Annotated in this window: 13 protein-coding genes; 9 read left to right on the top strand and 4 right to left on the bottom strand. The window is 65.4% G+C overall.

Annotation, left to right across the window (positions count from 1 at the left end; all coding sequences use genetic code 11):
* Nucleotide 1 precedes the first annotated feature (1 nt).
* The 4 genes from ACP4XC_RS07650 to ACP4XC_RS07635 form a co-directional block, all read right to left on the bottom strand.
* Complete coding sequence (locus tag ACP4XC_RS07650) at nucleotides 2-1,243, bottom strand: pseudouridine synthase (RefSeq protein WP_427174290.1); 1,242 nt, start codon at nucleotides 1,241-1,243, stop codon at nucleotides 2-4.
* Between the two features lie 110 nt (nucleotides 1,244-1,353).
* Complete coding sequence (scpB, locus tag ACP4XC_RS07645) at nucleotides 1,354-2,022, bottom strand: SMC-Scp complex subunit ScpB (protein ID WP_427174289.1); 669 nt, start codon at nucleotides 2,020-2,022, stop codon at nucleotides 1,354-1,356.
* Nucleotides 2,019-2,831 carry a segregation and condensation protein A gene (locus ACP4XC_RS07640; protein WP_427175050.1) on the bottom strand — a complete coding sequence of 271 codons (813 nt, stop codon included), beginning with the start codon at nucleotides 2,829-2,831 and terminating at the stop codon, nucleotides 2,019-2,021. The genes scpB and ACP4XC_RS07640 overlap by 4 nt, the downstream gene beginning before the upstream one ends.
* 89 nt (nucleotides 2,832-2,920) lie before the next feature.
* Nucleotides 2,921-3,820, bottom strand: a complete 900-nt coding sequence (locus ACP4XC_RS07635) for a ParA family protein (protein ID WP_427174287.1) — start codon at nucleotides 3,818-3,820, stop codon at nucleotides 2,921-2,923.
* Nucleotides 3,821-4,138: 318 nt separating this feature from the next.
* Between ACP4XC_RS07635 and ACP4XC_RS07630 the strand changes: the two genes are divergently transcribed.
* The 9 genes from ACP4XC_RS07630 to ACP4XC_RS07590 all read left to right on the top strand — a co-directional run bounded on the left by ACP4XC_RS07630 (nucleotide 4,139) and on the right by ACP4XC_RS07590 (nucleotide 12,298).
* Entirely contained in the window at nucleotides 4,139-4,468 is a 330-nt protein-coding gene (locus ACP4XC_RS07630) for a hydrogenase maturation nickel metallochaperone HypA (protein WP_427174286.1), read from the top strand.
* Between the two features lie 3 nt (nucleotides 4,469-4,471).
* Complete coding sequence (gene hypB / locus ACP4XC_RS07625; RefSeq protein WP_427174285.1) at nucleotides 4,472-5,431, top strand: hydrogenase nickel incorporation protein HypB; 960 nt, start codon at nucleotides 4,472-4,474, stop codon at nucleotides 5,429-5,431.
* Nucleotides 5,432-5,487: 56 nt separating this feature from the next.
* Complete coding sequence (locus ACP4XC_RS07620; protein WP_427174284.1) at nucleotides 5,488-6,546, top strand: hydrogenase expression protein HypE; 1,059 nt, start codon at nucleotides 5,488-5,490, stop codon at nucleotides 6,544-6,546.
* Between the two features lie 24 nt (nucleotides 6,547-6,570).
* A complete protein-coding gene (locus tag ACP4XC_RS07615; protein ID WP_427174283.1) occupies nucleotides 6,571-8,364 on the top strand; it encodes a nickel-dependent hydrogenase large subunit in 1,794 nt (597 codons plus the stop codon).
* Nucleotides 8,365-8,370: 6 nt separating this feature from the next.
* Nucleotides 8,371-9,297 (top strand): NifU family protein, encoded by a 927-nt coding sequence (locus ACP4XC_RS07610; protein ID WP_427174282.1) that lies wholly within the window; start codon nucleotides 8,371-8,373, stop codon nucleotides 9,295-9,297.
* 71 nt (nucleotides 9,298-9,368) lie between these two features.
* Entirely contained in the window at nucleotides 9,369-10,085 is a 717-nt protein-coding gene (locus ACP4XC_RS07605; protein WP_427174281.1) for a DUF5947 family protein, read from the top strand.
* On the top strand, nucleotides 10,078-10,719 hold the full coding sequence (locus ACP4XC_RS07600; RefSeq protein ID WP_427174280.1) for a DUF6084 family protein: 642 nt from the start codon (nucleotides 10,078-10,080) through the stop codon (nucleotides 10,717-10,719). The genes ACP4XC_RS07605 and ACP4XC_RS07600 overlap by 8 nt, the downstream gene beginning before the upstream one ends.
* Nucleotides 10,716-12,182 (top strand): hypothetical protein, encoded by a 1,467-nt coding sequence (locus tag ACP4XC_RS07595; protein WP_427174279.1) that lies wholly within the window; start codon nucleotides 10,716-10,718, stop codon nucleotides 12,180-12,182. The genes ACP4XC_RS07600 and ACP4XC_RS07595 overlap by 4 nt, the downstream gene beginning before the upstream one ends.
* Entirely contained in the window at nucleotides 12,179-12,298 is a 120-nt protein-coding gene (locus ACP4XC_RS07590; RefSeq protein ID WP_427174278.1) for a DUF6893 family small protein, read from the top strand. The genes ACP4XC_RS07595 and ACP4XC_RS07590 overlap by 4 nt, the downstream gene beginning before the upstream one ends.
* The last annotated feature ends 5 nt before the right edge of the window (nucleotides 12,299-12,303 follow it).

Here is a 12,303-nt window from a genome sequence, read left to right as displayed (position 1 = left end):
GCTATAGCCCTACGGACGCCAGCAGATGGCCGACTTCCTGCTTGCCAAGGTTGCGGATGCTGCCCTGGCGCTGGTCGCCCAGGCCGATGGGACCCACCTTGACGCGCACAAGGCGCAGCACGGGGAAGCCCACGGCGTCGAAGAGCCGGCGGACAATCCGGTTCTTGCCCGAGTGCAGCACCACCTCAATGAGAACGTGCCCCGGGGTGGAGTCCACCAGCTTGAAGGAGTCAACGGATGCGATGCCGTCCTCAAGCTCGACGCCGGCCTTCAGCTGGGCGCCGATCCCCTGGGGGAAGGGGCCGCGGACCTGGACAAGGTACGTCTTGGGCACCTCGTAGGAAGGGTGCGTCAAACGGTTGGCAAGTTCGCCGTCGTTGGTCAGCAGCAGCAGCCCCTCGGTGGCGACGTCGAGGCGTCCTACGTGGAAGAGCCGTTCCCCATGGGTGTTGCGAACGAAGTCGCTGATGCACGGACGGCCGTCGGGATCTTCCATGGTGGAGACAACACCCTTGGGCTTGTTGAAGACCATGTAGACCATGTTCTCGTCCAGCTGGATGCGCAGGCCGTCAACGTGGATCACAGCCGTCTTGGGGTCGACGCGGACACCGAGCTCCGTGACCACCTTGCCGTCCACCTCAACACGGCCTTCCGAGATCATTTCCTCGCAGACACGCCGTGAGGCAACGCCAGCCTGGGCCATGACCTTCTGCAGGCGGATGCCATCGGCGTCGTGCAGCTCGGACTGCGGCACCTCGCGGCGCGGGCCGCGGTTGCGGCCCGGCTTGCGGACGGGGCCGAGGTTCTGGCCGAAGCGTTCGCTGCCGAAGGCGCGGGGACCGGCAGCCCTCGACGCGCCGGTGCGCGGCTTGGGCTTCAAGGCGCCGGGCGTGCCTGGAACCTTGCCTGCGCCGGGTTTGCGGGCGCCGGGCTTCCTCGCCGGCTTGGAGCCCGGCTTCCAGTCGCCGGCCGCGGGACGGCCGGACGGCGCGCCGGCATCCTGCAGGTCCGGATCGACAAAAGCCTCTTCGCGGGGCTTCGGGCGCTTGAACGAGCGGTCCGCGCTCTTCGTGAAATCGCTGGAGAACGGGCGCTGGCCCGTCCCACCGGTGCGGCCTCCGGTGGTGCGGCCCGCACCGCCCTGTGCGGCACCGCGGCCTGCGGCGCCTTGTGCTGGATTGCGTCCGGCGCTGTTGCGTCCCGAACTGCTACGTGGTGAACCCTGGCGTCCCGCCTGTGTCATGACCCGTCCTTCGTTATGTTGGCCGGCAAGGGTTGTCTCCTGACAACACCCGCCAGCCGGCCAGATTCGTTCTGGCCTGGTGGATACTCGTGCGCAGGCAGGGATGCTGCCTACATTCTTCCGGCGTCGTAGAACTCTTCGATACCCTCAAGCCCTGGAAGATGGGGCGAGAGCTGAGGCAATTCAGCCACCGAGCCGATTCCCATGCGTTCAAGGAAATACGACGTCGTGCGGTACAGGATGGCCCCGGATTCGGGATCCGTTCCCGAGTCCTCGATCATTCCCCGCTGCAGCAGCGTCCGCACAACAGAGTCAACGTTAACTCCTCGAATTGCAGACACCCTTGCCCTGGATACGGGCTGGCGGTATGCGATGACGGCGAGCGTTTCGAGCGCCGCCTGCGTCAGCCTGGCTGTCTGACCTTCAAGCACAAAGCCCCCGACGACGTCGGCGAATTCCGCGCGTGAATAGATCCGCCAGCCACCGGCGATATTCCGCAATTCAAAACCCCGGGGGGTGGATTTGTGGCCAGCATCGCTGGCAACGTCCATGTCCGGGGCATTAACAGTATAGCCGTTATAATCGCGCTGAAGTTCCGCCAGAAGCTGTTCGACGACGCCGACGGTCAGGTTCAGACCCGAGGCCAGTTCAAGGGCAGAGGCAGGCTGATCGATAACCATCAGGACGGCCTCGATGGCCGCTCGCGCGCCGCCCGGCAGAGCGCTGACATCCACACCGTCGCCGGCGGCCCCGCCGGGTCCTTGCGTTGTTCGGCTCACGGTTGCTCCTCATATTCGGTACTGAGATTATCGCTGCTCCAGAGTCCGCTCCCGGCGGTCCAGTGCACGGTGAGATCGCCCAGTGGCAGAAGCTGATCGAACGAGACCGCCTTGTCACGGAACAGCTCCAGGAGCGCGAGGAAGCGAGCCACCACCACGAGGGTCGACTCCGCATCCGCGGTGAGGGCACGGAAGGAAAGGGCCCTCCCCTGCTGCAGTTTCAGGCCCAGGATTTCCGCCTGCTCCTTCACACTTACCGGGCTGGCGTGAAGGTGGGCGAGCCCCACTTCGGTGGGGGGCGCCTCCCTGGGTTTGAGCGCCGCGCCGGCAAGGGCGGCAAACTGCCCGGGAGTATGCTTCCACACCAGCTCGGGAAGCAGTGCCGCGAAATGGCCTTCCAAGGCGACCTGCCGTGGGTATCGCATCGCCTCGAGGTCCAGAGCGGAGTCGATGAGGCCGGCCACGTGCTTGAACGCCTTGTACTGGAGCAGCCGGGCGAACAGCAGGTCGCGGGCTTCCAGCAGGGCGATGTCCTCGTCGTCCTCGACCTCGCCTGCGGGCAGGAGCCTTGCCGCTTTCAGGTCCAGCAGGGTGGCCGCGATCACCAGGAACTCGCTGGCCTCGTCGAGGGCCCATTCCTCCCCCACTTGCTGAAGGCCCCTGATGTACTTGATGAACTCGTCCGTTACGGTGGCCAGTGCCACCTCGGTGATGTCCAACCGGTGCTTGGTGATCAGACCGAGCAGAAGATCGAACGGGCCGGTGAAGTTGGCAAGGCGGACCTCAAAGCCGGGCTTTTTCGCGGGCACCGTTTCCGGGTCGACGTCCGCGGCTTCCGCCGTGTCGGCCTGCCGGCCGGCGGGAGCGAGCGGGTTGCCTGTCCGTGCCACGTCCCTGCTTAGGGCGCGCCGCCGCGCGAAATCAGCTCTTTGGCCAGGCGGCGGTAGGCATCGGCGCCGATGTGGTTCCCGGCGTAGCTCGTGATGGGTTCGGCAGCCACCGTGGCGTCGGCGAACTTGATGGAACGCTTGATGACGGTCTCGAAGACCTTGTCACCGAACGCCTCCACGAGCCTGCTGATGACTTCACGGCTGTGTAAGGTCCTGGCGTCATACATTGTGGCCAGGACGCCGTCCACCTGGAGTCTCGGGTTCAGCCGGTCCTGGACCTTGTCGATGGTTTCAACGAGCAGGGCAACAGCACGCAGCGCGAAGAATTCACAGATCAGGGGAATGATCACGCCGTGTGCGGCCGTCAGTGCGTTGACCGTCAGCAGCCCCAGGGATGGCTGGCAGTCGATCAGGACGACGTCGTACTCGTCCTCGACCTTCTTCAGCGCCCGGTCAAGCACCTGTTCGCGCGCCACCTCGTTGACCAGCTGGACCTCTGCGGCGGAAAGGTCGATGTTTGCCGGGAGCAGGTCCACATTCTCCACTCCGGTCTGCTGGATGGCATCGCGGATGTCCACTTTGCGGTCCATCAGGACGTTGTAGACCGTGAGGTCAAGCTCGTGGGGATTGGTCCCCAGGCCGGCCGAGAGCGCACCCTGCGGGTCGAAGTCGACCAGGAGCACCCGGCGGCCGTATTCAGCCAGTGCGGCGGCCAGGTTGATCGTGGAAGTGGTCTTACCCACTCCGCCCTTCTGGTTGACCATGGCGATGACCCTCGCCGGACCATGGGAAGACAGCGGCGCAGGCTCCGGAAATTCGCGGTAGGGCCGACCCGTGGGGCCCATAACGGCGTCTTCCAGATCGAGTTCGGTGCCTTCCAGAGTTGCTGAACCCTGTTCGCTGCTCACGTATCTATCCACACTTTCGATGACGTTGATTTCCTGCCGCTGAATGTTCAGCGCCGACTGGTCGTCTGATCGGTTCTTCTGATCTGTTCTTCTGATCGGTTCTTCTCGTCAAGGCTACAGCGCCCAACACGCTATTCGACGGAACTTGACACGCACCCTTGATTGAGCCTTTACCTTCTGGTTAAGGTCGAAGGTTGGCTTCCGGCCCGCATTTGCGCTGCCTCACCGGGCACCGGGACACCCCCGTCACTCCGCCTTGCGCCTATTGATGTTTGCACGCCCCAGGCCTACATTGAAACGACGAGGTGGCATAGGGACATGCACGAACTTTCGATCACGCAGAGTCTTGTGGAGGCGGTCCTCAACCGGACCGGCAACCGCCCCGTGACAAGCGTCAATCTCCGGATAGGCCCGCTGAGCGGTGTACTTCCGGATGCCGTGCGATTCTGCTTCGAGCTCGTCACTGCCGACACGCCCCTCGCTGACGCAGCCCTCATCATCGATGAACCCCAGGGCCTGGCATTGTGCCGCAGTTGCCGGAACGAATTCGCGCTCGAGGACCGGTTCCTGCTCTGTCCGTGCGGCAGCGCAGATGTTGAGATCGTCAGTGGCCGGGAGCTTGCGGTCACCTCGGTGGAGGTTGCGTAGCCAATGTGTGCAACGTGCGGATGCGGTGATGACGCCGGAACGAGGGTTTTGCGGCTGGACGGGACCGCCGAGCCCGTTCCCGGACGAGAGCACCAGCACCAGCACGGACAAGAGCACGAGCACGGACACCAACACGGGCACGGGCACGGGCACGGGGCCGAACACGGCCATCCGCCTGTCCACGGGAACAACCATCCCCAATCGCACACGGACGCCGGGGCCGCGGGGGCGCAGGATCCCGCCCTGGGAAGGCGCACCGTAATCCCGCTGGAAGTGAACCTCCTGGCGAAAAACGACCTCCTCGCCGCGCGCAACCGGGGCTGGCTCGAAGGGCGCGGCATCCGCGCTTTCAACATCATGAGCTCCCCGGGTGCTGGCAAAACCACCCTCCTGGTGCGGACCATCAGTGAACTGGCCGGGCAACTGGATGTCGCCGTCATCGAAGGGGACCAGGAGACCTCGCTGGACGCGGACCGGATCCGCGCATCCGGCCGCCCTGTCATCCAGATCAACACCGGGGCAGGCTGCCACCTCGATGCCGAGATGCTGCAGCGCGGCCTCACCGCGCTGGACCCCGGTCCGGGCTCCACAGTCTTCATTGAAAACGTGGGCAACCTGGTGTGTCCCGCGCTGTTCGATCTCGGCGAGTCCGCCAGGGTCGTGATCATTTCCGTCACGGAAGGCGATGATAAACCGCAGAAATATCCTCACATGTTCCTGGCCGCAGACCTGGTGATCGTCAACAAGTCAGATCTGCTCCCCTATGTTGATTTCGACGTCGAGGAATGCTCGCGCCAGGCGCGCCTGCTGAACCCAGGCGTGGACGTCCTGACCCTGTCGGCATCCACCGGAGACGGAATGGAGAGCTGGCTTGAATGGATCCGGAAGAATCCCGGCCCTATGGCCAGCCCCATCGGGGTCGCTACGAGGTCCGGTCCAGGCGCTGGCGGTCGACGCGTTTGAACTGCTGACGCACGTTTTGAGCCGCACCGGCGGGCGGGGCTCCGAAGGAGGCAACGATGCCTACGGAAACTGCATTGAAAGCGGAAGAAACACTGATCCATGTCCTCTGGATCAACGCCGGCCTCAGCTGTGACGGCGACTCTGTGGCCCTGACGGCGGCCACCCAGCCAAGCGTCGAGGAAATTGCCCTCGGCGCGCTCCCCGGGCTCCCGAAGATAGCGATGCACTGGCCCCTGATCGACTTTGAGTGCGGGCCGCAACAAGGTGCCGACGACTTCCTGGAGTGGTTCCGCAAGGCGGACCGCGGTGAACTTGAGCCTTTCGTCCTGGTGGTGGAGGGTTCGATCCCGAATGAAAAGCTGCACTCAGACGGCGGCTACTGGGCGGCCTTTGGCAACAACCTGGACACGGGTCAGCCCATCACCACCAGTGAATGGCTGGACCGGTTGGCACCCAAGGCGACGGCAATCATCGCCGCCGGGACCTGCGCCACCTACGGCGGCATCCATGCAATGGCGGGGAACCCCACTGGAGCCATGGGAGTGCCGGACTACCTTGGCTACGACTGGAAGTCCAAGGCGGGGATACCGATCGTTTGTGTGCCGGGCTGCCCCATCCAGCCGGACAACCTATCCGAGACCATGACGTATCTGCTCTATCAGGCCACTGGCCAGGCTCCCATGATTCCACTCGACGAGGCTCTGCGCCCCACGTGGTTGTTCGGTGCCACCGTTCACGAGGGATGCGACCGTGCCGGGTACTACGAACAAGGCGATTTTGCCACCGAATACGGTTCGCCGAAGTGCATTGTCAAACTCGGCTGCTGGGGCCCGGTGGTCAAATGCAACGTTCCGAAGCGTGGCTGGATGAACGGCATAGGTGGCTGCCCGAATGTTGGCGGCATCTGCATCGGCTGCACGATGCCCGGCTTCCCGGACAAATTCATGCCGTTCATGGACGAACCCCCGGGCGGCAAACTGTCCACGACCTCGATCATGCCCTACGGCAAGACCATCAGAACCCTCCGCAGCATCACCACGCACACCGTCGACCAGGAACCACGGTGGCGCAAGCCCGGCAATGATCTGCTGACCGGCGCCAAGCGGACCTGGTAAAACGAGACCCAGAGAGGCAATGCAATGACTTCGACGATTCCGATGCCGCCGACGGGCGGCGCCGCGGGCGAGAATCTGGTGGAGATGGCGTGGGACCCGATCACAAGGATCGTCGGCAGCCTCGGCATCTACACCAAAGTGGACTTCAAGAACAACCAAGTGGTGGAATGCCACAGCACCTCCTCGATCTTCCGCGGATATTCCATCTTCATGCGCGGCAAGGACCCCAGGGACGCGCACTTCATCACGAGCCGGATCTGCGGAATCTGCGGCGACAACCACGCCACCTGCTCGTGCTACGCACAGAACATGGCCTACGGCGTCAAACCCCCGCATCTGGGCGAGTGGATCGTGAACCTCGGCGAGGCCGCCGAATACATGTTCGACCACAACATCTTCCAGGAAAACCTGGTGGGCGTTGACTACTGCGAAAAGATGGTGGCCGAAACCAACCCCTCTGTGCTGGCCAAGGCCGAAAACGCCCGCGCCCCGCACGAGGCGGACCACGGATACCGCACCATCGCCGACATCATGAGGTCGCTGAACCCGTTCACGGGAGAGTTCTACCGGGAGGCCCTCCAGGTCAGCCGGATGACGCGTGAGATGTTCTGCCTGATGGAGGGCCGGCACGTCCACCCGTCAACGCTGTACCCCGGCGGTGTTGGCACCGTGGCGACCATCCAGCTGATGACCGACTATATGACCAGGCTGATGCGCTATGTGGAGTTCATGAAGAAGGTTGTGCCCATGCACGATGACCTCTTCGACTTCTTCTACGAAGCGCTGCCCGGCTACGAACAGGTGGGGCTGCGCCGCACACTGCTCGGTTGCTGGGGATCGTTCCAGGACCCGGAGTACTGCAATTTCTCCTACAAGGACATGACGGAGTGGGGCCGGAAGATGTTCGTCACGCCCGGTGTGGTGGTTGACGGCAAGCTCGTCACCACCGATCTGGTGCGGATCAACCTCGGGATTCGGATCATGCTCGGGTCGTCCTACTACCAGGACTGGGGCGAGCAGGAAATGTTCGTTACCCGCGATCCGCTGGGGAATCCGGTGGACCGGCGCCACCCGTGGAACCAGCACACCAATCCGAGGCCGCAAAAGCGCGACCTGGAAGACAAGTATTCCTGGGTGATGTCTCCCCGCTGGTTCGACGGCCAGGACAATCTGGCTTTGGACACCGGCGGAGGCCCGCTTGCACGGCTGTGGTCCACTGCGCTGGCCGGGCTCGTGGACGTGGGCTACCTCAAGGCCACCGGCAGCAGCGTGCAGATCAACCTGCCCAAGACCGCACTGAAGGGCCCCGTGGCGCTCGAATGGAAGATTCCGCAATGGAGCAACACCTTGGAGCGGAACCGTGCCAGGACCTACTTCCAGGCGTACGCGGCGGCGGCCGCCCTGCACTTCGCGGAGAAGGCCCTCGAGGAAATCCGGGCCGGCCGCACCAAGACGTGGGAGACGTTCGAGGTCCCGGACGAGGCCATCAGTTGCGGCTTCACCGAGGCGGTCCGCGGCGTCCTCTCGCACCACATGGTGATCCGCGATGGCAAGATCGCCAACTACCACCCCTACCCGCCCACGCCATGGAACGCCAGCCCGCGCGATTCCGCGGGAACGCCCGGCCCCTATGAGGATGCTGTCCAGGGCCAGCCGATTTTCGAGGAAAACGACCGCGAGCACTTCAAGGGCATAGACATCATGCGCACCGTCCGGAGTTTTGATCCGTGCCTGCCCTGCGGCGTCCACATGTACCTTGGTGACGGCCAGACGCTGGACCTGCTGCACTCCCCCACGCAGTCCTTGACCGGTGAGTAGCCTGCCATGGACCACGAAAACCTTCTCGGCGCCGCGGGTGAGCGGATCAGCTCGCTGCTTGATGCGCTGGGTTCCGGCGGCCCCGTGGCCCGGGACCGTGCGGAGGAACTGGTCCGGCAGGTAACCGACCTCTATGGCGCCGGGCTGGAGCGCATCCTTCAGGTGCTGGACGGCGAGGGCGCCCTCACGTCCAGCACACTGGCCGCCCTCACCTCCGATCCCCTCGTGTCCGGCTTGCTTGTGATTCATGGCCTGCACCCTTTGGACCTTCCGGCGCGGGTGGCAGGCGCCCTCGATTCGGTGCGGCCCTACCTCGGCTCCCACGGCGGGGACGTGGAGCTGCTCGGCATCAGCGAGGAAGGCGTGGTTCGCTTAAGGCTCTTGGGCAGCTGCCAGGGCTGCCCGTCGTCGTCGGTCACCCTGAAGCTCGCCGTCGAGGACGCGATCGAGACGGCGGCGCCCGAAGTGACCGGCATCGAGGTGCAGGAAGCAGCGCCGGCAACCGCGCCGGCCCTCATCCCGGTCGGCGCCCTGCGGTCACGGCTGGATGGTGCTGGCCCGTCCCCAGGGGAAGTCGCCGGCGGGACGTGGGAAGCGCTGCCCGAGCTGTCTGGCTTGGAGTCCGGCGCCGTGGCCGGGTTCCTGGTCTCGGGGCTGGAAGTGCTCGCCTGCCGGATCGGCACGGACATCTACGCGTTCGTGGACCGCTGCCCGCGATGTACCCGGCAGATGCCCGGAGCGAGCCTGCAACGTGCCCTGGCGGCCCCGCTGGGCGGCGGCCTGTTGCGGTGTCCGCACTGCAGGAGCCACTTTGACGTGCGCAAGGCGGGAGTCTGCCTTGAGGACAGGAACCTGCATCTGGATCCCCTGCCGTTGTTGTTGCGCGGCGGCGTTCCATCTGTCGCCGTGCCCACGGCCGCCGAGCCGCCGTGATGGGGCGCACGGCCCCACCCAGGAGCAGATATGGAACGGAGCACGGGAATGCAGCAGGAGAAGGAGCCGACATGACGGCAACGCCTGACACCAGCGTGACTTCCACCGGCGCAGCGCAGGGAAGCGGCGCCTCGGCGTTTTCCGTGCTCCGGCGGATAGCCTCAACACGCCCGGCCCGGGCCGCCGGCGAGCGCTGCGAGATGTGTGCCGAGCCCATCCCCGAGGCACACCAGCATGTAGTGGACCTGGAGGGCCGTTCCCTTCTGTGTACCTGCCGCCCGTGCTACCTGTTGTTCACGGACTCGACGGCGCAGCTGCGCTACCGTTCAGTGCCGGAGCGCTACCTGAGCTTCGAGCACTTTGTGCTGGGACCGGCACAGTGGGACGCCTTGGAAATCCCGGTGGGACTGGCGTTCTTCTTCCGCAACACGGCCCTCGGACGCACCGCCGCCTTCTATCCGAGTCCGGCAGGCGCCACCGAATCCGAGCTGCCGTTGGCCGCCTGGGCTGCTGTTGAAGCCGCCAACCCCTCCCTGGCAGTCCTCGCTCCCGACACCGAGGCACTCCTGATCCGAGCGCCCGGTGCGGACCGGGATGGCGCCGACTGCCACTTGGTGCCGATCGATGCGTGCTATGAGCTGGTGGGCCGGTTGCGCCGGGTATGGAAAGGGTTCGACGGCGGACAGGACGCCCGCCACGAACTCGCCGGATTCTTCGATCGCGTGAGCGCACGGAGCCGGCCGGCCCCCGACCCGGCTCAGGCGGACGGCGAGCGCCAGCATGGCTGAGTTGGAGTTCAGCGTGCTGGCCATTGCCCCGGAGGCCTACGCCGCGGCCCCGCAACTGACGGTCCGGCTGCGCATCATGGAGAGCACCGGCGCCGTCATCCACGCCATGGCACTGAGCTGCCAGGTCCGCATCCGGGCCCAGCGCCGGGGATACGGCGCCGACGAGGAGGCCGGTCTCCTGGAGCTCTTCGGCAGCCGCGAACGCTGGCCCACCACACTGAAGCCCTTCCTCTGGATGCAGAGCGGCGTCCTGGTCCAGGGCTTCACAGGAGCGGCCGAAGTTGACCTGCCCCTTCCCTGCACCTTTGATTTCGAGGTCTCCGCCGCGAAGTACCTGAATGCGCTGCGGGGCGGGACCGTTCCGCTGGAGTTCCTCTTCTCCGGGACCGTGTTCACGCGCGGCCCGGAGGGTTTCGGCGTCGAGCGCATTCCGTGGGACCGGGAAGCGTCCTACCTCATGCCGGTGGCCGTGTGGCGCGCCCTGATGGACGCCTTCTTCCCCAACCAGGGGTGGCTCCGCCTGGACCGCGACGTTCTGGCTGCCCTAGCAAGGTACAAGGCTGCCCGCGGACTCCTCTCCTGGGACGCCGCGATCGAAGGGCTGTTGGCCGGGGCCGGTGACCCGGTGCCGTGAACGCCGGTCTCAGCCTGGCGCGCGCGGTTGCGGACGCAGTCCTCTACGAGGGGTATCTCCTCTACCCTTACCGTGCATCGTCCACAAAGAACCAGGCGCGGTGGCAGTTCGGCATCCTGGGCCCCCCCGGGGCGGCGGAATCCGGGACTGGTGAAGACCACGGCATGTGGGCGGACTGCCTGCTGGAAGCGGGGGCCGCGGGGCGCGTTGAGGTTCATCTGCGGTTCCTGCACCTTCAGTCGAGAACAGCTGAACGGGCCACCGGGGATGGCTTCACGCCGGTGGAGGAGCTGACGGTGGGCTCATCCCGGTGGATCAGCTGGGACGAAGCCACAGAGCAGGAGATCACGCTGGGACCGTTCAGCATCGCCCAACTGGTGGCCGGCATGACGGCCCCCATATCGGTTGCCGCCCACGAGGAGACCGAACTGGTACGGGATGGCAGCGGCGCAGCCGTGGGACGCCTCGTGCGCCGGCGCCGGAACCTCAGCGGCGCTCTCTTCCTGTCCGCGGTACGGGCACCCGTGGCTGTGGACCCGGAGGGAGCGGCGCCTGTCCCGCTGTGGCGGATCAGCGTCGCCGTCCGCAACACGGCGGCGGGCCGGACCACGGACAAACGCTCCGCCATCGAACTTTCCTTCATTGGCACGCACATCCTGCTCAGTGCGTCCGACGCCGATTTCGTCTCGTTGGCCGACCCGCCCGAGCGTGCATCCGAGGCCGCCGCTGCCTGCCGCCAGAGCCGCTGCTGGCCGGTGCTGGCCGGACCCGAGGGCCAGCGCGATGTGCTGCTTCTTTCCCCCATCATTCTTTATGACCACCCGGCAGTGGCGCCCGAAAGTTCCGTGGAGCTTTTCGATGCGACCGAGATCGATGAGATCCTGACCCTGCGGGTGCTCACCCTGACCGACGAGGAAAAGGCCGAGGCCAGATCCACCGATCCCCGGGCCGCGGCAATCATTGAGCGCTGCGAGAACATGACCGCAGAGGAACTCCAGCAGCTGCACGGGATTCTGCGGAACCCGCACGCCCTACGCGAGTCTCCCGCACCCGGGGACCCGGGGAATGATGGGTTCCCCACCTATTTCGTTCCCGGAGCTGATCCGTCCGCAGACCCCGGGGGCGATGCCCCGTGGTGGGACCCGGCGCGGGATGCCGCCGTGGACCCGGAATCCGATACCGTCCTGATTGACGGCGTGCCGGTTTCCCGGGGCAGCCGGGTGCTGGTGGCACCACAACGCCGCGCCGACGCGCAGGACTTCTTCTTCGCGGGGCAGCCGGGACGCGTCACCGGCGTTCATTTCGACGTCGACGGCGGCACCCACGTGGCAGTGGTCCTGGAAGCCGATCCGGCCGCCGAACTGCAGGAATGGTACGGGCGGTACCTGTATTTCTCCCCGGAAGAACTCGTCCCGCTTCCCCCTGCGGGGAACGGGAACAACGGAAAGGAAACATCGCCATGAAGGGCATCGGAATCTTCACCGTCATGCTGCTCATTGCCTGCGGCGCTGCGGCCACGGTGATCGGCATCAGGTCCATCCCCGACATCAAGCGCTACCTGAGAATGCGCCGGATGTGATGGCG

This window comes from Arthrobacter sp. 92 (assembly GCF_050260325.1).
Lineage (GTDB): Bacteria > Actinomycetota > Actinomycetes > Actinomycetales > Micrococcaceae > Arthrobacter.
This window is presented reverse-complemented; position numbering and strand designations above follow the sequence as displayed.

Coding starts and splice junctions, on each gene's coding strand:
- ACP4XC_RS07650 (WP_427174290.1), bottom strand. CDS start 1,243: ATGACACAGGCGGGACGCCAGGGTTCACCACGTAGCAGTTCGGGACGC.
- ACP4XC_RS07630 (WP_427174286.1), top strand. CDS start 4,139: ATGCACGAACTTTCGATCACGCAGAGTCTTGTGGAGGCGGTCCTCAAC.
- hypB (WP_427174285.1), top strand. CDS start 4,472: ATGTGTGCAACGTGCGGATGCGGTGATGACGCCGGAACGAGGGTTTTG.
- ACP4XC_RS07620 (WP_427174284.1), top strand. CDS start 5,488: ATGCCTACGGAAACTGCATTGAAAGCGGAAGAAACACTGATCCATGTC.
- ACP4XC_RS07615 (WP_427174283.1), top strand. CDS start 6,571: ATGACTTCGACGATTCCGATGCCGCCGACGGGCGGCGCCGCGGGCGAG.
- ACP4XC_RS07610 (WP_427174282.1), top strand. CDS start 8,371: ATGGACCACGAAAACCTTCTCGGCGCCGCGGGTGAGCGGATCAGCTCG.
- ACP4XC_RS07605 (WP_427174281.1), top strand. CDS start 9,369: ATGACGGCAACGCCTGACACCAGCGTGACTTCCACCGGCGCAGCGCAG.
- ACP4XC_RS07600 (WP_427174280.1), top strand. CDS start 10,078: ATGGCTGAGTTGGAGTTCAGCGTGCTGGCCATTGCCCCGGAGGCCTAC.
- ACP4XC_RS07590 (WP_427174278.1), top strand. CDS start 12,179: ATGAAGGGCATCGGAATCTTCACCGTCATGCTGCTCATTGCCTGCGGC.